General features: G+C 67.1%; 24 protein-coding genes and 5 pseudogenes. 17 read left to right on the forward strand and 12 right to left on the reverse strand.

What is annotated here, in order from left to right; all coding sequences use genetic code 11:
• Positions 1–735: 735 nt before the first annotated feature.
• A pseudogene (locus ACFC96_RS42500) lies at positions 736–957 on the forward strand (IS5/IS1182 family transposase); the annotation flags it as partial.
• A gap of 22 nt (positions 958–979) precedes the next feature.
• On the opposite strand, the gene ACFC96_RS42505 reads toward ACFC96_RS42500, so the two are convergent.
• From ACFC96_RS42505 to ACFC96_RS42515, 3 genes are all read right to left on the reverse strand, one after another.
• Complete coding sequence (locus ACFC96_RS42505) at positions 980–1,303, reverse strand: hypothetical protein (RefSeq protein WP_376617836.1); 324 nt, start codon at positions 1,301–1,303, stop codon at positions 980–982.
• A 208-nt stretch (positions 1,304–1,511) separates the two neighbouring features.
• Entirely contained in the window at positions 1,512–1,736 is a 225-nt protein-coding gene (locus ACFC96_RS42510) for a DUF397 domain-containing protein (protein WP_376617838.1), read from the reverse strand.
• Positions 1,733–2,599 carry a helix-turn-helix domain-containing protein gene (locus tag ACFC96_RS42515; protein WP_376617840.1) on the reverse strand — a complete coding sequence of 289 codons (867 nt, stop codon included), beginning with the start codon at positions 2,597–2,599 and terminating at the stop codon, positions 1,733–1,735. Before ACFC96_RS42515 ends, ACFC96_RS42510 begins: the two co-directional genes overlap by 4 nt.
• A 1,168-nt stretch (positions 2,600–3,767) precedes the next feature.
• Between ACFC96_RS42515 and ACFC96_RS42520 the strand changes: the two genes are divergently transcribed.
• Both ACFC96_RS42520 and ACFC96_RS42525 read left to right on the forward strand, forming a co-directional pair.
• A complete protein-coding gene (locus ACFC96_RS42520; protein ID WP_376617842.1) occupies positions 3,768–4,127 on the forward strand; it encodes an ATP-binding protein in 360 nt (119 codons plus the stop codon).
• Positions 4,128–4,183: 56 nt separating this feature from the next.
• The gene (locus tag ACFC96_RS42525) at positions 4,184–4,564 is read left to right on the forward strand and encodes a hypothetical protein (RefSeq protein ID WP_376617844.1); all 381 of its coding nucleotides are present in this window, start codon (positions 4,184–4,186) and stop codon (positions 4,562–4,564) included.
• A gap of 470 nt (positions 4,565–5,034) precedes the next feature.
• Here the strand turns inward: ACFC96_RS42525 and ACFC96_RS42530 are convergent, their stop codons facing one another.
• Together ACFC96_RS42530 and ACFC96_RS42535 are read right to left on the reverse strand one after the other, a co-directional pair.
• Positions 5,035–5,904: a phosphotransferase gene (locus ACFC96_RS42530; RefSeq protein ID WP_376617846.1), complete on the reverse strand. Its 870-nt coding sequence runs from the start codon at positions 5,902–5,904 to the stop codon at positions 5,035–5,037.
• 264 nt (positions 5,905–6,168) lie between these two features.
• Positions 6,169–6,735: a TetR/AcrR family transcriptional regulator gene (locus ACFC96_RS42535; protein ID WP_376617848.1), complete on the reverse strand. Its 567-nt coding sequence runs from the start codon at positions 6,733–6,735 to the stop codon at positions 6,169–6,171.
• A gap of 153 nt (positions 6,736–6,888) precedes the next feature.
• Here ACFC96_RS42535 and ACFC96_RS42540 point away from each other — a divergent pair, with 153 nt between their 5' ends.
• From ACFC96_RS42540 to ACFC96_RS42555, 4 genes and pseudogenes are all read left to right on the forward strand, one after another.
• The gene (locus ACFC96_RS42540; RefSeq protein ID WP_376617850.1) at positions 6,889–8,361 is read left to right on the forward strand and encodes a DHA2 family efflux MFS transporter permease subunit; all 1,473 of its coding nucleotides are present in this window, start codon (positions 6,889–6,891) and stop codon (positions 8,359–8,361) included.
• A 72-nt stretch (positions 8,362–8,433) separates the two neighbouring features.
• Positions 8,434–9,087, forward strand: coding sequence for a CatB-related O-acetyltransferase (locus ACFC96_RS42545; RefSeq protein WP_376617851.1), 654 nt, complete (start codon positions 8,434–8,436; stop codon positions 9,085–9,087).
• Positions 9,088–9,172: 85 nt separating this feature from the next.
• Positions 9,173–9,402 (forward strand): annotated as a pseudogene (locus tag ACFC96_RS42550) (glycosyl transferase); the annotation flags it as partial.
• 112 nt (positions 9,403–9,514) lie between these two features.
• Positions 9,515–9,739: pseudogene (locus tag ACFC96_RS42555) on the forward strand (IS256 family transposase); the annotation flags it as partial.
• A 73-nt stretch (positions 9,740–9,812) separates the two neighbouring features.
• Here ACFC96_RS42555 and ACFC96_RS42560 read toward each other — a convergent pair.
• On the reverse strand, positions 9,813–10,784 hold the full coding sequence (locus ACFC96_RS42560; RefSeq protein WP_376617853.1) for a GlxA family transcriptional regulator: 972 nt from the start codon (positions 10,782–10,784) through the stop codon (positions 9,813–9,815).
• Between the two features lie 150 nt (positions 10,785–10,934).
• On the opposite strand from ACFC96_RS42560, the gene ACFC96_RS42565 reads away from it, so the two are divergent.
• Both ACFC96_RS42565 and ACFC96_RS42570 read left to right on the forward strand, forming a co-directional pair.
• Positions 10,935–11,723 carry a dienelactone hydrolase family protein gene (locus ACFC96_RS42565; RefSeq protein ID WP_376617855.1) on the forward strand — a complete coding sequence of 263 codons (789 nt, stop codon included), beginning with the start codon at positions 10,935–10,937 and terminating at the stop codon, positions 11,721–11,723.
• A gap of 116 nt (positions 11,724–11,839) precedes the next feature.
• A pseudogene (locus ACFC96_RS42570) lies at positions 11,840–12,396 on the forward strand (FAD-dependent oxidoreductase); the annotation flags it as partial.
• Positions 12,397–12,400: 4 nt separating this feature from the next.
• Here the strand turns inward: ACFC96_RS42570 and ACFC96_RS42575 are convergent.
• Positions 12,401–12,856: an Lrp/AsnC family transcriptional regulator gene (locus ACFC96_RS42575; protein ID WP_376617857.1), complete on the reverse strand. Its 456-nt coding sequence runs from the start codon at positions 12,854–12,856 to the stop codon at positions 12,401–12,403.
• Positions 12,857–12,978: 122 nt separating this feature from the next.
• On the opposite strand from ACFC96_RS42575, the gene ACFC96_RS42580 reads away from it, so the two are divergent.
• From ACFC96_RS42580 to ACFC96_RS42600, 5 genes and pseudogenes are all read left to right on the forward strand, one after another.
• Complete coding sequence (locus ACFC96_RS42580; protein WP_372567035.1) at positions 12,979–13,524, forward strand: RBBP9/YdeN family alpha/beta hydrolase; 546 nt, start codon at positions 12,979–12,981, stop codon at positions 13,522–13,524.
• A 163-nt stretch (positions 13,525–13,687) separates the two neighbouring features.
• Positions 13,688–13,843: pseudogene (locus ACFC96_RS42585) on the forward strand (dihydrolipoyl dehydrogenase); the annotation flags it as partial.
• A 17-nt stretch (positions 13,844–13,860) separates the two neighbouring features.
• A complete protein-coding gene (gene nadC, locus ACFC96_RS42590) occupies positions 13,861–14,754 on the forward strand; it encodes a carboxylating nicotinate-nucleotide diphosphorylase (RefSeq protein ID WP_376617859.1) in 894 nt (297 codons plus the stop codon).
• Positions 14,742–15,614 (forward strand): PhzF family phenazine biosynthesis protein, encoded by an 873-nt coding sequence (locus ACFC96_RS42595; RefSeq protein ID WP_376617861.1) that lies wholly within the window; start codon positions 14,742–14,744, stop codon positions 15,612–15,614. Before nadC ends, ACFC96_RS42595 begins: the two co-directional genes overlap by 13 nt.
• 107 nt (positions 15,615–15,721) lie before the next feature.
• A complete protein-coding gene (locus ACFC96_RS42600) occupies positions 15,722–16,015 on the forward strand; it encodes a DUF1330 domain-containing protein (protein ID WP_376617863.1) in 294 nt (97 codons plus the stop codon).
• Between the two features lie 177 nt (positions 16,016–16,192).
• On the opposite strand, the gene ACFC96_RS42605 is transcribed toward ACFC96_RS42600, so the two are convergent.
• A complete protein-coding gene (locus ACFC96_RS42605; RefSeq protein WP_376617865.1) occupies positions 16,193–16,753 on the reverse strand; it encodes an SMI1/KNR4 family protein in 561 nt (186 codons plus the stop codon).
• A 427-nt stretch (positions 16,754–17,180) separates the two neighbouring features.
• Between ACFC96_RS42605 and ACFC96_RS42610 the strand changes: the two genes are divergently transcribed.
• On the forward strand, positions 17,181–17,756 hold the full coding sequence (locus ACFC96_RS42610) for a hypothetical protein (RefSeq protein ID WP_376617867.1): 576 nt from the start codon (positions 17,181–17,183) through the stop codon (positions 17,754–17,756).
• A 273-nt stretch (positions 17,757–18,029) separates the two neighbouring features.
• Positions 18,030–18,212 carry a hypothetical protein gene (locus ACFC96_RS42615; protein WP_376225183.1) on the forward strand — a complete coding sequence of 61 codons (183 nt, stop codon included), beginning with the start codon at positions 18,030–18,032 and terminating at the stop codon, positions 18,210–18,212.
• A gap of 67 nt (positions 18,213–18,279) precedes the next feature.
• Here the strand turns inward: ACFC96_RS42615 and ACFC96_RS42620 are convergent, their stop codons facing one another.
• Positions 18,280–18,918 carry a DUF1345 domain-containing protein gene (locus ACFC96_RS42620; RefSeq protein WP_340457748.1) on the reverse strand — a complete coding sequence of 213 codons (639 nt, stop codon included), beginning with the start codon at positions 18,916–18,918 and terminating at the stop codon, positions 18,280–18,282.
• 292 nt (positions 18,919–19,210) lie between these two features.
• Here ACFC96_RS42620 and ACFC96_RS42625 point away from each other — a divergent pair, with 292 nt between their 5' ends.
• Complete coding sequence (locus tag ACFC96_RS42625) at positions 19,211–20,434, forward strand: cation:proton antiporter (RefSeq protein WP_376617869.1); 1,224 nt, start codon at positions 19,211–19,213, stop codon at positions 20,432–20,434.
• 288 nt (positions 20,435–20,722) lie between these two features.
• Here the strand turns inward: ACFC96_RS42625 and ACFC96_RS42630 are convergent, their stop codons facing one another.
• The 3 genes from ACFC96_RS42630 to ACFC96_RS42640 all read right to left on the reverse strand — a co-directional run bounded on the left by ACFC96_RS42630 (position 20,723) and on the right by ACFC96_RS42640 (position 24,421).
• Complete coding sequence (locus ACFC96_RS42630; protein ID WP_376617871.1) at positions 20,723–22,273, reverse strand: long-chain fatty acid--CoA ligase; 1,551 nt, start codon at positions 22,271–22,273, stop codon at positions 20,723–20,725.
• A gap of 372 nt (positions 22,274–22,645) precedes the next feature.
• Positions 22,646–22,867 carry a hypothetical protein gene (locus ACFC96_RS42635; RefSeq protein WP_376617873.1) on the reverse strand — a complete coding sequence of 74 codons (222 nt, stop codon included), beginning with the start codon at positions 22,865–22,867 and terminating at the stop codon, positions 22,646–22,648.
• 321 nt (positions 22,868–23,188) lie between these two features.
• On the reverse strand, positions 23,189–24,421 hold the full coding sequence (locus ACFC96_RS42640; protein WP_376617875.1) for an acyl-CoA dehydrogenase family protein: 1,233 nt from the start codon (positions 24,419–24,421) through the stop codon (positions 23,189–23,191).
• Positions 24,422–24,451 lie beyond the last annotated feature (30 nt).

Genomic DNA, 24,451 nt, shown 5'->3' on the forward strand with positions numbered 1-24,451 from the left:
CGACGCCCACGTCCTCACATCACCCAACACCCCACCCATAGCCAGAGCAACGACCACCCTGGCAACCAGTCACGCCAAAGACCGTTGCAGTACTAACCCCCCGGGCCTCCTGCCCCGGAACAGGATCAGGTGATCGGCGTAGGGGGCACAGCCCTGCTGCTGTACGCCGCGCATGGCGCTCCTGGTGGCGTCGTCCATTGCTCCGTCATGTTGACCGTGAGAGCCCGCTGTGCTGTCCGTATAACCACCCTCTCGGCCTCGTTGGCAGGGGCGATGAAGGTGCGCTCATGTGGCCATGCCGAACTCAAAGGCGCCGCGAACATGGCGTCACCCACGGTGATTTGCGCAGCGCTTGGGTCCGCGAGTTCGCCGTGTGCGTGCAACACAGCTTCACCAACCAGTGTGGCTGGTCTGCGCACGCCTGCCGAGGGGAGGGCGGCGCCATGCACGACGTGCCGCGCCGTTGTTGGGCGGCGCTTCGGTCCTGGATGGTGAGGTCGCGGCCCCGTGGGGAGACTCTTCATCGGGTGCGGACCGAGGTGCAGTTGCATGACCTGCCCGAACGGTTCCGGCCATGGAAGTCGGTCTACGAACGCCGCCGGCTGTGGTCGGCCGACGGAACACGGGGACGGCTGCTGCAGCGGATCCAGGCCGAGGCCAACACATCACGTGAGATCTACTGGAACGACTCGGTTGGCTCCACCACCGCTCGATCCGTGGGCACCTTCGGCGACGGTTATCCCGCAGTCCGCCGACCAGATCGGCCACCGTCTGCGTCGAGGCCGCGCCAGACCCCGCCCGGCTTCGACGCTGAGACATACAAAGAGCGCAATGCCGTCGAACGGTGCATCGCTCGGATCAAGCAGTGGCGGGTCCTTGCAATGCGGACGGACAAGCTTGCTTGCCCACCAGGTCGCACTGCACCTGGCCACCGTCCCCATCTGGACCCGCAGTTGACAGGACGCCGACGTTGGCCGGTCTACTGGAGGTCTGTGCTCGGTTGGCGACGCCAGTCCCAACCGTGGTAACGGTCCACCAGCGTGAGGAAGTCGCTAGCCTGCAGGATCTCGTGGTGGTTGGTGTCGACAAGACCGTCCACACCAGACAGGACGTCACGGAGGAAGGCCCGGGCCGCGTCCATGGACTGGCACGACACGTAAACAGCGTACGGTTCGCCGATCCGGGTCCTTACCTGCTCGAGCTCCTCCGGCTCGTAGTCCGCCAGGATCCCGCCCGAGAGGTCGATGTAGTACGAGTACCCGTGCTGGTGCAGCCGTTCGTCGCCCGTCACGGGATCCGGCACGAGCTCAAGGGACCGGATTCGCCCTTCAAGCGCCGGACGTCGCTCCGCGGGGACAAGAATGATCACAGATGGCCAGGACACGCGTCTCCCCCCCGGCGACCATAGTCAAGCGGTCCCCCTGGGGCGCCAGGTTTTCCGGACGTCGGGGGCGAGTCTTCGCCAAGGAGACCGGCCCAATGCATCTAGCACCCGTACGGAGTTGCCGCACTCAGGACTTGATGTCGAACTCGCCCTTGCCCGCGCCGTCGAGGAAGCACCGCCACACGTGCTCACTGACCACGAATGGGGGATTGTCCAGGTCTTCGCTGTCTCGGAGGGCAACCCTGCCGTCACGGGTGAAGGCCACCTCTATGCAGCCGCCGCTTCCGGAGGACGCCGAGGCCTTAAACCAGTCGAGGCCCTGCAGGTAGTCGGGTTCAGAACTGTTGTTCATGGTTTCTCCTTTGCGGCGTCTCTGAGCAGCGCGGCTGAATCGTCGGGATCAAGTGCCCGTGCTCGCAACAGGTCGAAAGACGCCGAGAACTTCCTGAGGTCGTGCCGCTTGTTGAGGTAGAGGTTTCCTGCTGGGCTGTCGACGTAGACCACGGGAGCGGCTTCTTCGAAGTCGAGGATGGAGAAGGCACCTCCGAGGCCGGGGTGAGCTCCCTTGTTCATCGGCATGATCTGGAGGGTCACGTTTGGGAGGTCCGCCGTCTTGAGTAGATGTCGGATCTGCTCCCGCATCACGGTCTCGCTGCCGATGGTCCGGCGGATCACTGTTTCATCCAGGATCGCCCAGAAGTTCAGGGGCGGCCGGTCTTCCGCCGTGAGGAGTTCAGCCCGGCGCATCCGTACGCTCACGAGATCGTCGACATCGATTGGCCGGTTGTCCGGCCACGCCGACAAGATGGCGTGCGCATAGTCTGCGGTCTGCAGCAGCCCATGGATCAGGCTGGATTCCCAAGCGCGCTCCGACAGGGCGTCCGTCTCAAAGGCTAGGAGCGCGCCGAGACCGCTCGGCAGCACGCCGCGGAAGCTGTCCCACCAGGCCGAGGACTGCTCCGGCTCGGAGGCAAGGTCGAGCAGCGTCTGCACTTGCTGCTCATCCTCGATGCCGAGCAGCGAGCAGAGCGCCAGTACCTCCTTTTCAAGGAGACGCACGCGCCCCGTACCTGTCTCCAGTCGGCTGATGCGGGTTTCGCTGCACTTCAACCGGTCTGCAAGGTCCGACGCCTTCAGCCCGCGCGCCTTGCGCAACCGTTTGATCTCTGCGCCGAGCGACCGGCGCTTAGCCGTCGCTGACTGTTGCGGAGTCATACGTCGCCGCCCCTTTCGCCGCCGCTGAACTTGCGCACTTTCTTGCGCACAGTCTGCCGCACTACCCCTATGAGCTGCACCCATGAGCCGTCTCCTCGAGCTGAATATTCCTCACGCACATGCGAACTTGCCGAGAACTTGCTGCGCACTTGCGCAGCGAGTGCGCATACCGTCACTGTAGAGGCAGTTGGACACGTCAGGTAGCGGCTCGGTCGCACTAAGTCGACCAAGGCCGCAGACGATCGGGAGAGGTTCATGTCACCGTCCGCGCAAGTCACGGGCCAGCAGCCCAACAAACCAGGTACGCCAGGCGACGTTCGCGCCCGCGAGCATGACGGCCTGAGCACGCCGGCCGAGGTCTGGGAAAGGATTCGAGGCAACGCCTGTGCGGGCTGCGGGAGTTCGAAGAACCTGAAGTCCGGTCGATTCGCCTACGTCAGGCTGCGCGGGTTACTCGGCTACGCGGTGCGGGTCTGTCCCAACTGCCCTCGCTCTGTCCGGGGTACGCGGTGATGCCCGCCTACGGCAGGGCCGAGAGCTGGACGCCTGGCGCCGAACCGGGGGAGGGGCTCCAACGGGCCTGGCGGTGGGGCCGCTGCGGCACTGTCCGCATCACCGGTGTGGAGGTGTTACGCGTCAGCGGCACCGTGGCTGTTGCGGCTCTGGCTGTTCTCGAGGCGAGCGGAACACCGTTGGGGCCGATCCTGGCCAACCGCGCCCGCTCCACGGTCGAGATCGTCGTCGCGGCGGGCACGGGGGCTACTTGGCCTGCGCTGCCGGGCACACAGTGCGTTGAGGGCGCCGTGATGCGGTGCCCTGCACCGGAGTTCACGGTCGCCAGCCGCCGTCACGCGGGCGGTCGCACGTGGATCTGCGCCCCCGGCCGGGAGAGGCCGGCCACCACCGACAGCGACGCGCTGTGTGAGGCCATCACTACCGCGCTGGTCACGCTGGCGTCGCCTTGGCTAGCCCCCGTGCTCCCGACTCGCTCGGGAGGGACGCGCCTCACATGAAACCGACTCCTCCTGCGCGCTGCGACACGACTGCGCAAGTCCCGGGCCGTGACCTTGATCCGGTCCCTGCGCAAGGCACGCCCGCTCACCCCACAGCCGGCACTTGCCCTCCGCGCCGGCGCAGGGTGGCCTTGCCCGGGGCGTCGCGTTCCAGCGTGGCCGACGCCCGCGCGCATACGGTCGATGCTTTGCGGGAGTGGCAGATCGACGACGACATCGTCGAGGCTCTGCGGCTCGTCGTCAGTGAGCTCGTCACCAACGCCGTGGTCCACACAGCGAGTCGGACCATCGAGATCACTGTGTCCGTCACCGCCACCGAGGCCATCGTGACCGTCACCGACCAGGGACTGGTCGGCAAACCCGTCGCACGACAGGCGCGGCCTGAGGAAGAACACGGACGAGGTCTGGCTCTCGTCGAGGCCCTGGCCACCCGATGGGAGTCCACACCGCTTGCCGACGGGACCCAAGTTGAGGCTGCGGTCACTCTTCCTGAGCAGACCGAAGGCGCACTGTGACAGGGAGGAAAGGTGCCCAGACACCTGCCCTCCGCGCGCCAGGGGCGGACCTGCCCATGGTCCTGGACCAGGCCCCACCGCAGAAGATCCATGACGGGCAACCTCACCAAGCGCCTGTGCGCGGTTCCTTCTGGTGCGATGCTGCCGCTCACCTTTGTGACGGCCGCATGCTCTGGCTGGGCGGGCAGGCCTGTTCGACACTTGAGCAGGCCCTGGCCTGGATCGGATGGCGAGCCGGACACGTTGCCGATCAACTCGATGACGAACTGGCTCGACCGGTGCGCGCGTGGATCCAAGACCACGTCGAGCACCAACGGGCGGGCGGACAGCTCGCTCGCGGGATCACCTACTCGCTCGTCGTCTGCGACGGGAGCGTCCAGTTCGTCCTGGCAGCCACGCCCGGCGCCTTCGACCCCGACGGTGACAGCGCGCCGTGAGGCATGCCCTGCCGTGCCGTCGTCGTTGCGACAGTCCGCTGGAAGCACGTCTACGAAAGGCATCGCCGCTGGTCGCCCGACCGTGTTTGAGAACAGATCTTGGCCGCGGTCCAAGCCGACGCCAACATGGCAACGCCCCACACAGGCGCCGGGGCCTGCGACGCGGCTTGTCTGAGCATCGTCGTTCAAAGATGCGGCCCTTGCCGCAGAGGTTACGGCGGGTGCGTGGCGTTGTCGTGTTGTGCGTAGGGACCGGCGTGATGAAACGGGGAGGTCAGGCTGGCGGCGATTCTGGGCATGGTGGTGCTGGCCCTCACGGGGTTCTCGACATAGAGCTACGGATCAGATGCGGGCAATCCCGCCAGAAGTCTGAGCCACTGAGCCTTCTCCCTCTTCCCCAGCTGGCGTGTTCACGAACGATGACGGCTCGGACGATGGCGGTGATCCAGGTCGTGCCCCACTGGTGACTTCTAGCGGCCGCCGCCCAGCCGCCTGGTCACCGTGTCGAAGGTCGGCCAGGGTGGACCTTCTCGCAGCAAGCGAAGGAACTCTTCTCCGAATCGCTTCCCGTTCGGGAAGTGGTCGCCCAGCTCCCAGCGCCATGCTGCGAGCATCGCGAGGACGAGCTGTCGGCAGTCATCGAGCAGCCCTTGGTCGATGTTCGGGTAGTGCTTGCAGGCCTCCTCGGGAGCGTGGGCGAGGTCGAACTCGACGGGACCACGGCAGCACGTCTCCAGGTCGATGAACAACGGGCCCTTCTTGGTGCTGAGCACATTGCCTGGATGCGGCTCGCCGTGGAGCAACTGCTCGACGGCGCCGCGGTCCTCGATCGCCCGTCGCAAGTTTCCCAGCCTGCCGCTGAGGAGCACGCGGTCTGCGTCGGCCAGCTCCGGCGAGAGATCCAGGCTGGCAACGACTTCTTGCGCCTGCGTGATCCGGTCCATGAAGCTCGGGCTTGGCACATCGACCTTGCGCATGCCGGCGTGCAGTCGCTTCAGCGCCTCGGCGAAGTCGACGTGTGAGACGTGAGGCGTCACGGGCTCGTAGTAGGTCCACAGCGTCACGGCGAAGCCGTCGCGCGTGTACACACGCGGGTCAACCCGAGGCTCCGGGAGGCCCACCGGGGATCCGAATTCGGCGAGCCGTTGAGCGAGTTCGACTTCGAACTGTGCAACTTCCTGTCCCGCAGGGGCGACCCGGGCAAGGACATCGCTCGGCGTCAGCCGCAGTGCCAGTTTGTTCGAGTTGTGGAGAACGATGGCGTCGTCGGCCGGCAGGTCGAGCGATGCGGCAATCGAAGTCGCGGCAGCGATGGCACGCGAGGTGTCGGATGTCTCCATTCGGTGCTCTCCTCAGTTTCCGCTTCAGGTCTCTTCAGCATGGGGCTGGGGGCCCGGCCGGACGGCTGCCTCCGCCTCTTGAGGCAGAGAGCAGCGAGCGGACGAAGTCACGAGCCATCCGCGGCGACGGCCCGCCAGCCGACGGATTCAGCCAGGCCGCGTGAGCCAGCCAAGGGCCGGCTGTCTGAGCTGGCCGGGCAGGTGTCGGCGAGCGCGGAGCCTTGGCGCCGCGTCCGAGGGCTGATCCCGGGGGCCGGGGCGAGGTCACAGCAGTCGGTCGACCAGCCCGTCGACGTAGTCCGGGGTGAGCGGGCCCATGCCGAACAAGACGCGGATATACATCGGGGCCAGGATATGGTCCAGCACCTCGAATGCGTCGGGTGCGTCCTCGCCGCGTTCGCGGGCGCGGTCGAGCATGGACTGCAATTGCCGGGTGCGTTCGGCGCGGAGGCTTTCGCGAGCCTGTGCGCCTTGCTGCCCGGTGCCGGCCAGAGCGACGGCGAGGTGCAGCACCGCCGGGCCGTCGGGTCCGGTGATCTCGCGGGCCACTTGGGCCGCGTACGTGCGCAGGTCGCCGGACAGGCTCCCGGTGTCGGGCATCGGCGAGCGCGCGTTGAGGCTGGTGAGCGCTACATCGCTGAGCAGGGCCTCCAGGCTGCCCCATCGGCGGTAGATGCTGCTGTCAGCCACGCCCGCGTGGGCTGCCACGTCGCCGACGGTGAAGTTGCCGTAGCCGCGCTCGCTGATCAGTTCGGTGACGGCCCGGTGCACCTGCGCAGCGACGCGGGCGCTGCGCCCGCCGGGCCGCCGGGCCCGCTCCTTCTCGTTCATACCTCTCACCTTAACGCAGTTATGGCTTGCGTTTGTGAGGTGATGTCTCTTACAGTCGCCTAACGCAGTCGCCGACTGCGTTAAATCGTTCAGGTGCATCACCGATCGCACCCGTCCATGGCTGGCTGCGACCGGTGATCGAGAGGAGTCCCCATGGCGGCTTCGCCTGCGGCCGTAGGCAGTCGTTCACACCGAGCCGTGCTGCTCACGGTGACCTGCATGGGCCAGTTCATGGTCCTGCTCGACAACACGATCGTCGGGGCGGCACTGCCCGACATGCAGCACCGGCTGCACACTCAACTGACCGGTCTGCAATGGATCGTCGACGCGTACGTACTGCTGGTCGCCATGCTGCTGCTGTCCGGCGGAGTCTTCGCCGACCGGTTCGGCCGCAAGCGGGTGTACCTGACCGGCGTGGCGGTGTTCACCGCCGCGTCGGTGCTGTGCAGCCTCGCGCCTTCGCTCGGCTGGCTGGTCACCGGCCGGGTGCTGCAGGGCATCGGGGCCGCCGCGCTGAGCCCTGCCTCGCTCGCCCTGCTCGCCGCCGCCCATCCCGTACCGCAGGAACGGGTCAAGGCGATCGGGCTGTGGGCCGGACTCAGCGGAATCGGCCTGGCCGCGGGGCCCGTGGCCGGCGGTGCACTGACGGACGCCTTCGGCTGGCCCGCCATCTTCCTGGTCAATCTGCCCATCGGTGTGATCCTGCTGGTGGCCGGTCTGCGCAGCCTCGAAGAGACCCGCAATCCCGGCGCCCCCGCGATCGATGTCCCTGGGACGGTGCTGTCCGTCCTGGCGGTCGGGGCACTGACCTACGGGCTCATCGAGGGCGGTGCCCGCGGCTGGACCTCGCCGGTGATCTTGAGCAGCTTCGCCGCCGCGGTGATCCTCCTCGCCGCCTTCGTCGCCGTCGAAGCGCGCCGCTCCGCACCGATGCTGCCCCTGGGCCTGTTCCGGCAGCGCCTGTTCAGCGTGTCCAACACCGCGATGGTCGTGGTGGGGTTCGCGCTCATGGGCTCGTCGTTCTTCTTCTCCCAGTTCTTCGTGTACGTCCAGGGCAGCTCGATCCTGCGCGCCGGCCTGCAGACCCTGCCGGTATCCCTCGCCATGGTGATCGTCAGCCCGTACGCGGGCCGGCTCGCTGCCCGGTACGGCTTCCGGATCGTGGTCACCACCGGCCTCGTCCTGGCCGGCCTGGGGCTCCTTGCGCTCGGCACGGTGCACGCCGACACCGGTTACGGGAACGTGTGGTGGCGGCTGGGACTCGTCGGCACCGGCTTCGCCCTGACGATGTCCCCACTGACGGGAGCCGCCATCCAAGCAGTCAGCCCGCAGGAAGGCGGCCTCGCCTCAGGCATCAGCAGCACCACCCGGCAGATCGGTGCCGTGCTCGGCGTCGCGCTGCTCGGAGCCGTCGTCCGCGCCCGGCAATCCGGCGGCGCCTCCTTCGAGACCGGCCTCAACAGCGCCTTCCTCGCCGCCGGTGCCGTCACTTTGGCCACCGCCGTGTTCACCGGACTGTGGCTGGCGAGGTCCACGCCCGCGCAAGACTCCGCGGCCCCGCAGCGTTCCACCGACCCTGCTGCGGCCACCACCTTGAGCGAGGCATCCGCGACCAGCCCGAACTAGACCAAGATCACCCCATGGCCCGTTCCTGCCGTACCTGCGACACCATCCCACTAGAGAGGAACCGCCTCCCCGATGCCACCCATCCCTGCTGACCCCACAGTGCTCCACCCGATGCCCGAACACCCGCGCGTGGCTCTGCTCAAGCCGTTGGTGAAGTCGCCGTTGATCGAGGTCGGTGACTTCTCCTACTACGACGACCCGGACGACCCGACCGCGTTCGAGACGCGCAACGTCCTGTACCACTACGGTCCCGAGCGGCTGGTCATCGGCAAGTACTGCGCGCTGGGGACGGACACCCGGTTCATCATGAACGGCGCCAACCACCGCATGGACGGTCCTTCCACCTTCCCCTTCCCCACCATGGGCGGTTCCTGGGCGGAGGACTTCGACCTGATCACCGACCTGCCCGGCCGGGGTGACACGGTCGTCGGCAACGACGTGTGGTTCGGTCACGGTGCCACGGTCATGCCCGGTGTGCGCATCGGCCACGGCGCGATCATCGCCGCCGGCGCCGTGGTCACCGGCGACGTCCCCGATTACGCCATCGCCGGCGGCAACCCCGCCCGGCTCATCCGCACCCGTTACGACGCCGCGGACGTCGCCCGGCTCCTCGCCGTGGCCTGGTGGGACTGGCCCGTGCAGCACATCACCAGCCATGTACGGACGATCATGTCAGGGACCATCACCGACCTGGAGGAGGCCGCCGCGCAGATCGACCGGCCTTGACACCGCGTCCTCGCCACACCGCCCGCACTTGTCCTGCGCCGGAAACGAGTGATCGCCCAGAGGCCCCTCGCCGTGCCCAATCGCCATGGCCGGCGTCCCCATCGTCAGCCATGTCCAGTCCATCTTCGCGCTCATCCGTGAACTGGTGACCCGAGGGCGCCGGGTCACCTACGCCAACGACCCGCTCATGGCCGACGGATCACATCCGCCGGTGCGGAACTGGTGCCCTGCACCTCGACGTTGCCCATCGCGAACATCGACTGGCCCGCCGATCCCATCGCCGCGGCGAGCCTCTTCCTCGACGACGCCGTCCAGGTGCGCTACTGAAGATCCTGGCCGAGCTGGGTGAGGCGGTAGCCATCACCGTTCAGGGCGAGCAGGCGGGCGCCGGACAGTTCCTCGATTCGGGTACTGAGCACGCTGGAGGACATACCCGCTCGAGTCGACGTTCTCGACGGTTCGGCTACGGACCAAGGTCACCCGGGAAGTCGGCAGCGCGGCCGCCGCTCTCGCGATGGTCTTCAAACTCGTCGATTCCGCCCAGGCCCGCTGGCGGGCCGTGAATGCACCCCACCTCGTCGCCCTCGTCTGCGCCGGAGCCCGCTTCGAACGCGGCCACCTCGTCGAACGCCCCGAGGCTCACGCAGCCTGAGCAACCTCAACCGACCCGCAGGTCTGTCTATTTCTCCGCATATGAATACACCTCACCCCCAGGGAAGGCGCCATCAGTTGGCGTCATGCCGGAAGGCTGCGCGGTAGTCGCTTGGTCGTCGTCCGGTGTGTTTGGCAAAGAGAACAGCGAAGGTGCCGGGGTCTTTGTAACCGATCGCTGTAGAGATGCTGGCGACAGTTCGGTCCGTGGTCTCAAGGAGGTGTCGGGCGCGATGGACGCGCGACGATCGCAGGTACTGCAGCGGACTCTGGCCGGTCTCGTCTGCGAAGCGCCGCAGCAGCGTTCGAGTGCTGACATTGAATGTGTTCGACAACGCGGCGAGGTCGTATCGGGCGGCAAGGTTCTGGTCGAGCCAGCGCATGACCCTGCGGGAGAACTCGTTTCCAGGCTGTGGAAGAAGTCGCACGTCGACGTACGGGGTCTGAGACGATCGCGCATCGTCGACGAGCGCCACACGCGCGGTCGCCCGCGCCACGCCGGCACCGCTGTGCTGGCGGATCAGCTCCAGCGCGAAGTCATACATGGCACTGAAGGCAGCCGTCGTCGTCACCCCCTTGTCGGTGACGACCAGACGTTCGGGTCGGACATCAGCGTCAGGACAGCGTCGGGCCAGTTCGTCCGCGAAGAGCCATGACGTCGTAGCCCGGCGCCCCTTGAGCAGTCCGGCTTCGGCGAGCAGGAACGCCCCGACACAGATCGAGACGACGACATGGCCTGCGGCAGTATGTGAGTGGATTGCGGCAACTTCCGGGGCGAGGGAGGTGAGCTTCGCGTCCACATCGAGGCCCGGCAGAAGCTCGAACCCTGGCACGACAAGGACGTCGACTTCGCGTAGCGGGGAGACAGTCAGTGCCGCACCACCCGATGCGGTGACATGACGTCGCGACGAAACGACCGACACTTCGTATCCGGCGTGGTCCGGGCCAGCGACGTGCGTGGCCATCGTCAATAGGTCGGGTACGCCGAACACTTCGGAGGCGAAGCAGCCCGGATAGGCCAGGACACCGACCCGCAGCGCGCTCACGCTCGCCTCCTCACCATCACGCCTTTGGCGAGATTACCCCTCTACATGGCGATCTGGCCTATCCCTTGTGCGGGCAGGCCAGTTCACGCTGTCGGCATGAGAGCCAACGGACGCCTTAACGACGAGATCAAGGACTTCTCCCGACGACTCGTGGACGTGGACGGGGTGGTGAAGACGGTGTACGCCTCGGGTTCCGGACCAGCCGTCGTGTTGATGCCGGAGATGCCCGGTATCAGCCCCGACGTCCTTCGGCTGGCACGGTGGGTGCGGGATGCGGGCCTCACCGTCTACGTTCCCTCGCTCTTCGGCACCGACGGCGCCTATCCCACGGTCGAGGGTGGTCAAGAGGTTGTCCGTCGCGCCTGCGTCAGCGCCGAGTTCCGTGCGTTCGCCGGGGGCGGCTCCAGCCCCGTCACCGCGTGGCTACGTGGGCTCGCGCGCCAAGCCCACGCCGAATGCGGCGGTCCGGGAGTCGGTGCGATCGGTCTGTGCTTCACCGGCAACTTCGCACTCACCATGGCACTTGAGCCGGCCGTCATTGCGCCAGTGGTCAACCATCCGTCACTGCCGCTGGACGACCCTGCCGCACTCGAGATCAGCGGCGAGGACGCACGCGCGGTCCGAGAGCGCATCGCGCGCGATGGACTGAAAGTTCTCGCCTACCGCTTCGACGACGACCGCTGGTGCACCGGCCAGCGCTTCGCCGCTTACCAAGCACTCCTCGGCGACGCCTTCGACGGCCGCGTTCTTCCGGCCAGTTCCGCCAACACCAATCCGCCCCCGTTCTTCCGTGACGTGGTCGGCTCCCCCCACAGCGTCGTCACCGCCCACCTCGTCGACGAGGACGGACATCCCACTCTGAAGGCCAGGAACGAGATCCTCGCTTTCCTCATCGACCGCTTGAGCCCGTCTGGACATTCCGAATGCCCAGACGACTGACAGTGAGCAGCGTCACCAGTTCGATGGCGGGTCGTCCACATCGGGTCCTTGGCGTGCTTCTAAGACTCAAGCCGCTGATACGCCGATCCACAGGTCTCGACTATTTCTCCGGGCCCAAGGGCGTGCACTATCTGATGCGGAAGAACGGCATCGCCGAATACGACGGCTGGGGCACCTTTGCCGACGACCACACACTGTGCGTCGCGCGGTCCGACGGCGAATCGGAGACGCTCACCTTCGACCACTGCGCCATCGCCACCGGTGCCACGACCCGGCTTCTGCCCGGCACCAGGCTCAGCGACAGCGTGGTGACCGATGAGGAGCAATCCTCTCCGCGGAGTTGCCGGGGAGCGTCGTCATCGTCGGCGGCGGGGCCATCGGTGTCGAGTTCGCCTACGTGCTGCGCGCCTATGGCGTGGACGTGACCATCGTCGAGTACCTGGACCGCGTGGTGCCGGCCGAGGGCGCCGAGGTGTCCACCGAGCTGGCCAAGCAGTACGGCAAGCTCGGGATCACCATTGTGACTTTGACCCGGGTCGACGCCGTCGACGGCACCGGCACGGCGGGCAAGGTGCGGGTCACGGTTACCCGCGACGGTGCCACCGAGGTGCTCGAGGCTGACAAGGTGTTCCAGGCGATCGGGTTCGCGCCCCGCGTCGAGGGCTACGTGTTGCGGGTCATGACGTTGTTGACGGTGCTGTTGGCAGCGCCTTGGGCGGGTAGCTGCGCAGTACGAGGGCGGTGGTGACCGGTCCGTAGCGGGCGAGGGAGTCCACGACTTGTTCAAGGCGTTCGGCGTGAGCGCAGTGCACGTCGAACAGCAGGCAGTCCTCGCCGGTCACGCGGAGGGTCGAGACGATCTCGGGGATCTGGGCGGCAAGGGTGAGGGCTTGGGTCAGCTGCGCGTGGGTGGTGCGTAGTCGGACGATGGCATGGATGTTCAGTCCGAGTGCGGCTGGGGCAACGACGGCGCGGTAGCTGGTGATGATCCCGTTCTTCTCCAGGCGTTGGATGCGGGCGCTGGCTGCCGGCTGGGACAGTCCGACTCGGCGTCCGACCTCGGCTCCGGTGAGCCGGCCGTCAGTCTGGAGCAGTTCCAAGATGGCACGGTCGATCGTGTCGAGTGATTCCATCGTTGTCACCCCCACTTTCTTTGAGATCGCTTGCTGAGCCCGATCGTTGCCGCCCACCCATCGAGAATCGCCCCAGAGTGCCCCGCGATGTGTGGGGGCCACGGTTGGAAGGGGGGTAGGCGATGGTCGCGTACGTCATCATCCCTGGGATCGACGGTTCGAATGAGCGGCACTGGCAGAGCTTGTGGGAGAAGCGGTGGGGGTCCTCAGCGGTCCGGATCGCTCCGGCCTCGTGGAGCAGGCCGGACCTGCCAGACTGGGTGGCCGCGATCCAGGACGCCTACGAGATCGCATCCCGGCGTGAGGGCAAGGTGGCGTTGGTGGCTCACAGCCTCGGCTGCTGGGCAACCGCGCACTGGCTGGACCGGGCGCGACCCGACGGGGTCACGGCGTTCCTGGTCGCTCCTCCGAATCCCCAGGGGCCGGCGTTCCCAGGTGAGGCCGCACCTACGTTCTTGGACCTGTCCGCTCGCCCATTGCCGTGCCGGAGCCTGATGGTGGCCAGCGACGACGATCCCTACTGCGACCCGACGACGTCCGCCTCCTTGGCGCATACGTGGCAGGCGCAAGGCCATTTCATCGGAAGCCACGGCCACATCAACTCCGGCAGCGGTCTTGGCGACTGGCAGGCCGGCCAGGAACTCCTTCGCGTACTCGTCGACGGCTGAGATGACCGCTTCGACGCGGAGGCCCTTCGCGTCGACACCGGCCGTCGCCCTGCCAAGAAGGCCCGTGCATGTCGCATCGCAATGCCCCGCTGTCCCCTGAAGGCCGGCGCCGTCTGGTCGGCCGCTGCCAGAACCGTCCGATCGCCCACGTCGCCGCAGAGAGCCGGAGGTCGCCGAGTTCCTGCCCGAGCTGACGCTGGCACGGATGTGGGATCTCACAGCACACGAGATCGCCAGGAACGTCCATGCCCACCCGACGCTCGGGGAAGCCGTCAAGGAGGTCGTCCACAGCCTCGTCGGTCCGATGATCAATCTCTGAGAGCTGAGGAACCACCCATGAAGATCGCCGATTTCCCCGCGTCGGCGGCGCGGGCCAGCGTGGCCGCGGCCCTGGCGGAGGACAGGGCCACCGACGACATCACCACCTTGTGGAGCGTCCCGGCCGACCTGATCGCCACCGCCGAGATCAGTACCCGCCAGCCCGGTGTCGCCGCCGGACTGCCCGTGGTCCCCGAGGTCTTCGCCCAGACCGACGCCGAGGTCGAGGTCGAGACTCTGGTCGCGGACGGCGTGCGGCTGCGGGCCGGGGACGTCCTGGTGCGGCTGACCGGATCGGCTCGCAGCCTGATCACCGCCGAGCGCACAGTGCTGAACTTCCTGCAGCGCCTGTGCGGCATCGCCACGGTCACCGACGGCTTCGTCCAAGGCGTGGACGGAACCCCGGCGCGGATCCTGGACACCCGCAAGACCGCCCCGGGGCTGCGGGCGCTGGACAAGTACGCCGTCACCGCGGGCGGCGGCAGCAACCACCGGCTCACCCTGGCGGCGATGGTCCTGCTGAAGGAGAACCACATCACCGCGGCGGGCGGGGTGACCGCGGCGATCAATGCCGTCTGGAAGGGAATGGCCGATTCCGGGACGAGCGTGCCGATCGACGTCGAAGTGCAGACCGTCGCGCAAGCCCGCGAAGCCATGGAAGCGGGAGCCGGCTGGCTCATGCTCGACAACATGGAGGTGGCCGACATCGAAGAAGTGATGCGCATGAGGGCCGGCCGTTCCGGCGGTTCGGAGATCCTCCTGGAGGCCTCCGGCAACATCACCCTGGACCGGGTTCGCGCCATCGCCGATGCCGGCGTCGACCTCATCTCGATCGGCGCCCTGACGCACAGCGCGCCCGCGCTCGACCTGACGATGCTGATCACGATGGACGCGGCGCCATGCCCGAGGTGACGATCGTCGACGCGTGCCGGCGGCAGGGCCAGGGCGGCAGTCCGACCGCCGTTCTCGACGACGTGCCCTTCACCGATGCCGAGCGACGGCGCATCCCTGCTGCGACAGGCACCTCGCACGCGGTCTTCATCGCTGCGGTGGACGGCGAGGATCAGGCTCGACCGTCGTATCGGCTCCGGTTTTTCACCGGCGAAGGCGAGTTGCCCGCCTGCGGTCACGGCACAGTCGCCGCACTGGCGCTGCTCGCTCTGCGCTACAGCGGCGACGCCGACTACCGGGCCACGCTGCACACCACAAGTCGCGTATTCGAAGGCTGGGCGAAGCGAGAACACGACGACCTGACGGCCACTTTCGACCCGGGCCCGATCAGCCCGCGAGACGCCGGAAAACCCGAACTCCGGGCGATCGCGACCGCCCTCGGCCTGATGAGCGAAGCCCTTCCCGACGGCGCCTGCGTGGCCTCACCCGGCCGGCCACGGCTCCTGATACCCGTGCAATCGCGCACCGCGCTGGCCGAACTCCGTCCGGACTTCACGGCGCTGCGCCATGCCTGTGACCGCTACGGACTGCTGGGCTGCTACGCCTACTCGATCCCCGATGCGGACGGTCGGGCGGCGGCCCGGATGTTCGCCCCGTCGATCGGCGTCCCCGAGGATGTCGCCAACGCCAACAGCACCGCATGTCTGGCCGCGTATCTCGCGGATCAGGGCGCCACCGGCATCGCGGTCGACATGGGCGATCACCTCGGCCATCCGTCCACGATCATCGCCAACACACAACGCAGCGCGTCCGGCACCCTGATCCGCCTGGGCGGCGCTGCAGAAATCGCGCGTGCCGTCCGCCTTCCCCGGCTCGGCTGACACGAAGGCGACTCGCGGTGGTCCGCAGACCAACAAGGGACAGCCGCCGACGCACGCCCGAGACCAACCCGTACGTCAGATGCACTCATCCCAACACTGGAGGTTCCATGCCCAAGGGCTACTGGGTCAGCGTCTACCGCACCATTTCAGACCCTGAGAAGCTGGCTGCCTACAACAAGCTGGCCGGTCCCGCCGTCGCGGCCGGGGGCGGTCAGACCTTCGTCCGTGGCGGTCGGGTCGTGGCACACGACGCCGGAATCGCCGAGCGCACCGTCCTGATCGAGTTCGACAGCTTCGAGCAGGCCGTCGCGGCGCACGAGAGTGCGGCCTACCAGGAGGCGCTGGTCGCCCTCTCCGACGGCATCGAGCGCGACTTCCGCATCGTCGAAGGCATCGACTGACCGGGGTCCAGGCGGATCTTCACTCAAGATCCACCATCTTGGTCTTCGCTGGTGCGGCTGCTGGTGTCGCGGGGTTCGTGGGTGCTCGTGCTGGTCGTGAGCCGCACGAGCCCCGCCCGCGCCACCAACCTGCTCCCCGCCACCGGTTCCCCACACGGTGACCGGGAGGAGAGCACTTCAACGTTCCTCGACGTACTGTCCGTCGATCACTGAGAAGTCGTCCAACCGAGCCGCCACACCTGTCAGGTATCCGACGAAGTCACTCGCAATGGGCCCGCTCGGCCCTGCTTCGTGGTCCATGTCGATGACCTGGCCGATCCTTCCACCAGGCCCCGGTGACAGGTCCAGCACCGCGCCGTTTCCCCCGCCGTCCGCATCGAGCGAGACCCAACCGATCTGCCACCAGCCGGCCTTGAGCGCCTCGCCGTCCGCAACGAAGTCCTTGAGATCGTCAAAGTCCCCGCTGGTCAGGAGGTCTCGCCACACACTCACTTCTTGCAGGATGCCGTCACAGGACAACAGCGTGCCCGTGGGCCAGCCCCCGTCCGTCGATCCGTTGTGTCGCCGCAGCGAGGCCGTGACCGCCTCCGGTAGCTCGACACCGAGCGTGGCCTCAAGGGCGGCGATCTGCTCGCCGGAAGCCGGAGGCAGGATCAGATGCCCAGCACCCTGGGCCTCGTACCACCGCTCGATCTCATCCCACGCGCCCACAACAGCCGCCGCGATCTCGTTTGCCATGAAGTTCCCCCCGGTGGTTCTCTGCTCAGTTGTCAGTGACGGTGACTTTAGTGACGCGCACTGACAGTGCCGCCGAGGGGCGCATCAGACCCGCCATCAACAGGATCAGCGCAGCACTCCCAGTTACCCCATCCTGCATCGGCTTCGACGGAGCAGGCTCTGCACGGATCGGCCCCAGAGTGGAACCCGACTGCACCCCAGGGTGGAACTCAGGCCCGTGCCAGACCCGTGCCAGGTTGAGCGGGGAAACCACGGAGAACGGCGGGCAGCGAGCGCTCTGCGCCGAGAGGTTGGCAGCAGGGCACTCCCCGCAGGTCACAGGCCCAACTTCCCCTAGATCATCCAAGCTTCCCAAACTCAGGTCCTCAGATCTCCGCTCAGGCCCTCAACTGCGGACTGTCGGTGGCGCCTCGTACTCTCCCTCCTCATGGGAAACCACTTCCAGACCATCGTCGACCTCCACGCCACGCCGGCCGACGCAACAGCACTGGCAGCCCGCGGCCTTGACTGGCTCGTCGCGGAAGGGATAGTCCGCGCCGAGCGCACCGACTGCGTTCTCGGCGCCCCGCTCGGACACCCGCCGGGTCCGCTCTGGGCCAAGGCGGTCGAGCAAGTCGACTGGGAGCCGAGCGACGGACTCAAGGTCGAGACAGGTCGAACCGTCTTCCACGGCGGGCAGGGCGATGCCATGTACGCCGCCTGCCCATGCTGCGCCGCCCGCGTGGACCTGTATACCGATGAGTGGGACGCGATCGAGGACGCCTGGGATCCCTTCGACAAGGCCATCGGCACCTGGCGCGACTCGGGCCAAGCTGCCGTCACCTGTCCACGCTGTAGTCGAGCCGGTGACCTGACCGCGTGGACCTGGGACAACGACTACTACGCGTTCGGCTATCTGGGATTCGAGTTCTGGGACTGGCCCGAGTTCAGCCCCGGCTTCCTCGAACGTTTCGCGCGCGTGCTGGGTGACCATCGCACGGTCTTGGTGGGAGGCAAGTTCTGAGGATCGGTGCTTCACGCGACGGCTCCAGGCCGTCAGTCGGCCGGCCAGACCTCTTCCGTGCCCGTTGGGTAGCACGGGCCTCGGGCCCAGCCCGTCTCAGTTTCCGTCTCGTTCCGCCCCGTTCACGATGGTTCGGACGCAACCCAGAGCCGAGACCACTCGGTCTCTCGTGGAAGTAGGGGGCTTCGGTGCTGCGATCGCCCTCTTGACGCGTCGGTTGTGGCTCGTGATGCTGAGTTGGCTTGCGGGGGCGGGCCATTCGAGGGGGTCGGCGTGAGCGAGCCGGAGCTGAGTCGTCGCGATTTCTGGGCACACCTGGGCTTCTTAGCGGGGTTGGCCGCGGTCATGGTGTCGCTGTTCATCGGCCAGCCCGGGTGGCTGCAACTGTCGGCGCTCATCGTCATGGTGCCGAGCGTTGCGGTGATGGCGCTCGAGAAGCGGAAGCGGCCCCGCTAAACACCGAACAGGCCGGCCGGCCGCTCGCACGACGAGCTTCGACGGGCGAAGCAAACCGGCGACGAGATCACGCCAGGGCGGCTACGAGACTTGCCACCGTTACCGTGTTGAAGACGAACGCGATGACCGCGTTGGCGGCAACGGTCCGTCGCATCTCCCGTGAGGTGACCGTGACGTCCGTCGTGCCGAACGTCGTCATGACGGACAGGGCGAAGTAGACGTAGTCGGCCCAGGCCGCGGTGTCGTTGCCGGGGAAATCCAGCCCCGGTTCGGTCTCCACGAGGTTGTCGGCGTGGAAGGCCACCGCGAAGGACGCCAGTACGCAGATCCAGGCGTCGACGACGAGAGCGAGTGCGACGATCACCCGAGGGCCGAGGGAGAGTGCTGAGCCGAGGTGTCCGGGGCGCCACACGACCGCCACCACGAGTGCGGCCACGGCGATGAAGATGGACACGCCCGGGCCGGGCGCGGTCCCGAGGACGTACCGCTGGATCACTGTGCCGCGAACTGTACGCAGGGCCCACGCGCGAATCTGTTCCGGAGAGGCGGACGCGAAAGCGATCAGCGTGACGGTGAGATAGGAAGCGAGATAGGCGAACAGCGCGAACACGCCCACGTCCGCCCCAGAGATCAGCTCCGGGCTGCCGTTGAGTGCGCGGACGAGGAGAAGCACGGCCCCTGTGCACGTCGCGATGAGAGAGCTCATCGCCGCTCTACGGCGTTCCGAGAGCCAGGAGTGCACCAGGGAGCCCCTCTTAATGCGGTGATCATCGTGATACTACGAGGAGGGTTTTCGTATTTCGCGCCTGCTGCCTACTGCGTATTGCCTGCTGGGCACGGCGGCGAGGTGGCAGTCTAATGTTCGCCGCCGATTGCGGCGTGCATCCGGTCCGTGGAGTGTTCCGGAAGACACACCTTGTCGGAAGCGAACACCGGATGCGGGCCTGCGAGGATGGACCATGGCTCGATTCATCACTCTCTTGCCCCTGTGAGTTTCCGTGGTCGCTGTCCTCGTCCTTCTGTCGTTGTTGTTTGTGTGGTCTCTGGTATCGGATCAGGTGGCCCGGTGGAGCATTACCGCGCCGATCGCTTTCGCGGTGGCGGGCGTTGTATTGGCCGGTGGTGACCGTCCCGTCGTATCCCTCGACCTGGAAACGCACACCTTTCAGCGATGCGTCGAAATCGTACTGGCCGTGATGCTCTTCACGGACGCCACTGAGGGCAGGGAATACGAATGGCGTGGAAAGTCCGTGGGGGAGGGCCGTTTGCTGGGCCTGGCTCTGCCGGGATCCGTCGTCCTCGCCACTCTCTTCGGCGCCCTGCTCTTTCCCGGCACGAGCTGGTGGCTCCTGGCAGTGGCTGCGTTGGTTGTGATGCCGATGGACCTTGCCCCGGTGCTGATGTTCCTGAAAGACGAGAGGGTGCCGTTGCGGGTTCGGGCCGCCCTCAACATCGAGGGAGGGTTCAACGATGGACTGATCTCCCCGCTGTTCGTGTTCTGCGTGGCCAATCTCGTCTCGGCTGAGGGCGATTCGCTCGGTGACTTGGTCCTGAACGCCCTGAAGGGTGCCGGGTACGCGGTGCTGGCTGGCGGCGTCCTGGGCTTTCTGGCCGCCCGGCTGGTGCGGTGGGCCCTGGACGCCGGTTGGGCCACGTCCGCCGGGCTGCGCATGGCCAGCCTGGCGCTGCCGTTCCTCGCCTACGCTGCCTCCGTGCTGATCGGCGGCAACGGTTTCGTCGCGGCATTCGTAACCGGCCTGTGCTATGCCCGCACCGCGCACGCCATCGGCAGCGACAATCTCGACCTCGTGTACGACGTGAGTCATCTGATGGCCCTGGCGGTCTGGTTCACCTTCGGCAAGCTGATCGCGGACGAGTTCGCCCATGGCATCGACCTTCCGGTCGTGGCCTACGCACTGCTCGCTCTCACCGTCGCCCGGTTCGTGCCCGTGGCCGCCGCGCTCGTCGGCACCGGCTTCAGTTGGGCCGAGCGCAGCGCCATCGGCTGGCTCGGCTCGCGCGGTGTCACGTCCATCGTCTTCGCGGTCCTGGCGTACACCCAGCTTGAGGGCGACGATGCGGCCTTCGTCGTCAACGTGACCTGTGCGACGGTCCTGCTGAGTGTCTTTCTGCACGGCGTCACCATGGAACCCGTCGCCCGCTGGTTCGCACGCCATCCGCAGTCCGAAGCGCCGTCCACCATGGTGGGACCTGATCAGTGACCGGACGCGCGCTGGCCCTCACGGCAGAGCAGACCGAAGGCCCGCGACCGATCCAAGCCGTGGGCCACCTCGACGAGGATGTGCCTCTCGGTAGGCAAACCCTCTCGTTCGCCCGTGAGTTCTCCTTGGCGGGTGGCGGGTGGCGGGTGGCGGGTGGCGGGTGGCGGGTGGCGGGTGGCGGGTGGGGTGGTCGACGGAGTCGTCCCCGACCGAAGGGATTCGGTGGCGCCGGCTGGTCCGGCGGCGACCGTGATGTGTGTTTGTACGTCGTGTGTCTCACCGCTTCGTTCAGCGTGCCAGGTCGCGCTTGAGGATCTTTCCGGTGGCGGTCATGGGCAGGCTGGGCACGAACTCGACGATGCGCGGGTACTTGTACGACGCCATCTCTCCCTTGGCCCATGCGACTAGCTCGTCGGTGGTGAGGGAGGAAGCGGGCTGCAGGATGACGAAGGCCTTGATCTCCTCGCCATGGCTGTCGTGAGGTACGCCGATGACAGCGGCCAAGCTGACCTCCGGGTGCGTCATCAGGACTTCTTCGATCTCACGCGGATAGACGTTGAAGCCCCCTCTGATGATGAGGTCCTTTGAACGGTCGACGATGTAGTAGAAACCGTCCTCGTCGCGTCGTGCGAGGTCGCCGGTGCGGAGCCATCCCTCACGCATGACCTCGGCGGTGGCTGCCGGCCGGCCGTAGTAGCCCTTCATCACGTTGTGGCCCTTGACCGCGATTTCGCCGACCTGGCCACTCTCGGTCACCTCGGTCCAGTCGGCGTCGATGAGTTTCAGTTCGACGCCCCAGATGGGCACCCCGATCGATCCCGGGCGTGGGTCGAGATCGGGGTCGCTGAACGTTGCCACGGGAGAAGTCTCCGACAACCCGTATCCCTCGAGCACCGTGACGCCGAGGCGCTGTTTGATCTGGTGAGCCATCTCCATCGGGAGTGCGGCACCTCCGGAGATGCCGATCCGGAGGTTGCTCGCGATGCGCTCGACGTCGATGTCGTCGCTGAGCGCGTTCAAGAGCCCCCACCACATGGTGGGTACGCCGGCGAAGAACGTGATGGGCTCGCGGTCCATCAGGTCCACGACCTCGCGCGCATCGAAGCGAGGAACGAGGTAGAGGGTGGCAGCCATCGAGAAGCCTGCGTGCATCTGCACCGTGGCACCGAAGGTGTGGAAGAGCGGGAGACAGAGCAGGTGGCTGTCGGACGCCGGTGTGGTGCGGAACAGGCGGTTGCATGCCAGTGCGTTCATCACCGTGTTGGCGTGCGACAGCTCGGCGCCCTTGGCCCGTCCGGTGGTCCCGGAGGTGTAGAGGATGACGGCCGTGTCGGTGGGCTCGGTCGTTGCTGAGTCGTACGTTGTGCCATGGCCCACCAGGGCACTGCCGAGCGTCTCGACGCCGTCGATGGGGCTGGGAGCGGCCGGATCACCGGTGATGACGAAGAAGTGCTCGACGGTGTCGACCTGATGGAAGCCGGCGAAGCCTTCTGAGCCCATGGGCAACTCGGGGGTGCCCTCGAAGCAGAAGTAGGCCTTCACGTCGGCGTCGTCCAGGTGGTAGGCGATCTCACGGCTTTTGAGGAGCACGTTGAGCGGAACGACAGCTGCGCCGGTTTTGATGATGCCGTAGTAGACGACCGGGAAGTGCGGCAGGTTCGGGCAGCTGAGGGCCACCCTGTCACCGGGGCCGATCCCGCGTTCCACGAGCAGGTTCGCGACCTGGTTGGCCGCAGCGTTCACCTGGCGGTACGTCAGGCGGGTCGTGCCCAGTACGACGGCTTCGCGGTCGGGGTACTTGCTGGCGGAATCCTCGAGCAGCATCGACAGGTTCAGCATGGTGACTCCTCATGAGCCTCGCGGCGGGCTTGCTCGCCCGCGGATGGATCGTTCGGCCCGCGTTTCGCCCCGGCGTGGCCGTGTACGTCGTCATCGCGGTCGATCGACGAAGATGTCGTACTCAAAGTTGCCCCGTGTCGCCGTATGGCGAGAGGTCGGTGACTCTGGCGTCACGGAGCGCCTCGACATCGACGAATGTGGTGCCGGTGCATTCCCTTGCGGGCCGTTCGAGGACCTTGACGGCGGCATGGCCACGATCTCGGGTGAGCGTGACCTGGCTACCGCGGCGTCGCCGCCGAGGATGTTCTTCAATGGATCAATGGCGATGTAGGTCTCGGGCCACAAGCAGTTGGCTGCCACGCCGTGTTCGGCCTACTCCGCTGCCCAGCCAAAGGTCAGGATCGTCACGCCGTAGTTGGCCATCGTGTACGCGGGGTGGGTGCAGAGCCAGGCGGGGGAGAGGTTGACGGGTGGGCCGAGCGAGAAGACGTGCGGGTTGGGCCCCTTGTGCGAATGGAGAAGGGCCTTGCGGGAGAGCAGGTAGGGCCTGGTGCCGCGCAGTTGGATGTCGGTCATCAGGTCGAACCGCTTCATTGTCAGCGTGTCAGTGCGTCGACCGTCAACGCCGAAGCGTTGTTGACCACGGTGTCGATGCCCCCGAACGTGTCCACGTCCCGTTCGACGGCCCGCTGCACCGATGCCTCGTTGCGAACGTCCCCGACGACAGCAAGGGACTGCCGCCAGTGGCCTCGATCTCCGCGGCAGCGATGTGGACAGTGCCGGACCATCGAAGGTCCGGAGTGTCGGTCTTGGCCGGCAGGATCACGCTGGCGCCGCGGCGGGCGGGGGCGGCTGCGATCGCCAGGCCGATGCCGCAGCTTCCGCCCGACATGAGCGGGGTGCGGTCGGCGAGACTCATCCGGTGATGTCCTTGCCGAAGATGCCGCGAGCGATGACCCACTTCAGGATCTCGTTGGCGCCCTCGTAGATCTCCCCGATCTTGCTGTCTCGGTAGATCGCCTCGACCGGCCCCGGCGTGCCGTCGGCGCTGAGCTCACGGGCGAAGCCGAGGCCGCCGAAGGCCTGGACGGTGTCGCGGGCCATGTCGACGGCGAGCCGGCTGCCGTAGACCTTGGCCATCGAGGCTTCCGGTTCGGGGAACACCTCGCCGGCGTCACGGCGCAGCGCAGCCTTGAGGTAGAGGTTGCGGGCGTTCTCGATCTCCGTGGCGCGGTCGGCGAGGAGGAACTGCCAGTGCTGGTTGGCGGCCAGTTTCCGTCCGAACGCCTCCCGCGTCGACAGGTGCGCGACAGCGTGGTCGAAGGCGGCCTGCGCCATGCCGACACCGGCGGCGGCGATGCCGATGCGGCCCAGCGTGAGTGTGGCGAGCGCGTGACGGAGTCCGTGTCCCGGCTCGCCGCCGAGCAGAGAGTCGTTCGTCAGCTCAACGTCCTCGAACGTCACGTCGGCGGTGAGCTGGCCGCGGTTGCCCATCTTCTGGTCGGGCTCGCCGACTCGCACTCCGGGCAGGGAGGTGTCGACGATGAACATCGAGAGCCGGTCGCCGGTGCGGGCGAGGGTGACGATGAATCCTGCGACCGGTGAGTTGGAGATCCACCGCTTGCGGCCATTGAGGATCCAGGTGTCTTCCCGCTGGACGGCGACGGTCCGCACCGCCTGAGGGGTCAGGTCGGACGACGCCTCGGGCTCGGTGGTGGCGAAGGCGCCGACGATCGAGCCGTTGGCGACCTGGGGCAGCCACTGTTGTTGCTGTGCGGGGGTTGCGTGGGTCAGGGCATTGCCGGCCAGGATGCAGTGCACGTCGAACACCGCCGCGATGCTGCTGGAGTAGTAGGCCAGCTCCTCGATGGCGACGGCGGTCGCCGCTACCGGGTGAGCCAAGCCGTCCCCGCCGACCTCGGCGGCGAAGGGCACGCGGAACAGGCCGGCGGAGGCAAGGCCGTCGAAGACGTCCCGCGGGAAGCCGTCGGCGCGCTCATCGCCGTTCGCGATCCGGCGTGCGGCGGGGGCGACGACGTCGGCGGCGATCTTCCGCACTCGGTCGCGGAGCTCCCGGGTCTTCGAGGGTGAGAGGAGGTCGTGGTAGAGCCGGTCCGCCTGACGGGCGGGGTGCTGTGTGACAGGCATGGTTACTTTCCTTGCAAGGGGCAGCCGGGA

The organism is Streptomyces sp. NPDC055955 (genome assembly GCF_042270245.1).
GTDB lineage: Bacteria > Actinomycetota > Actinomycetes > Streptomycetales > Streptomycetaceae > Streptomyces.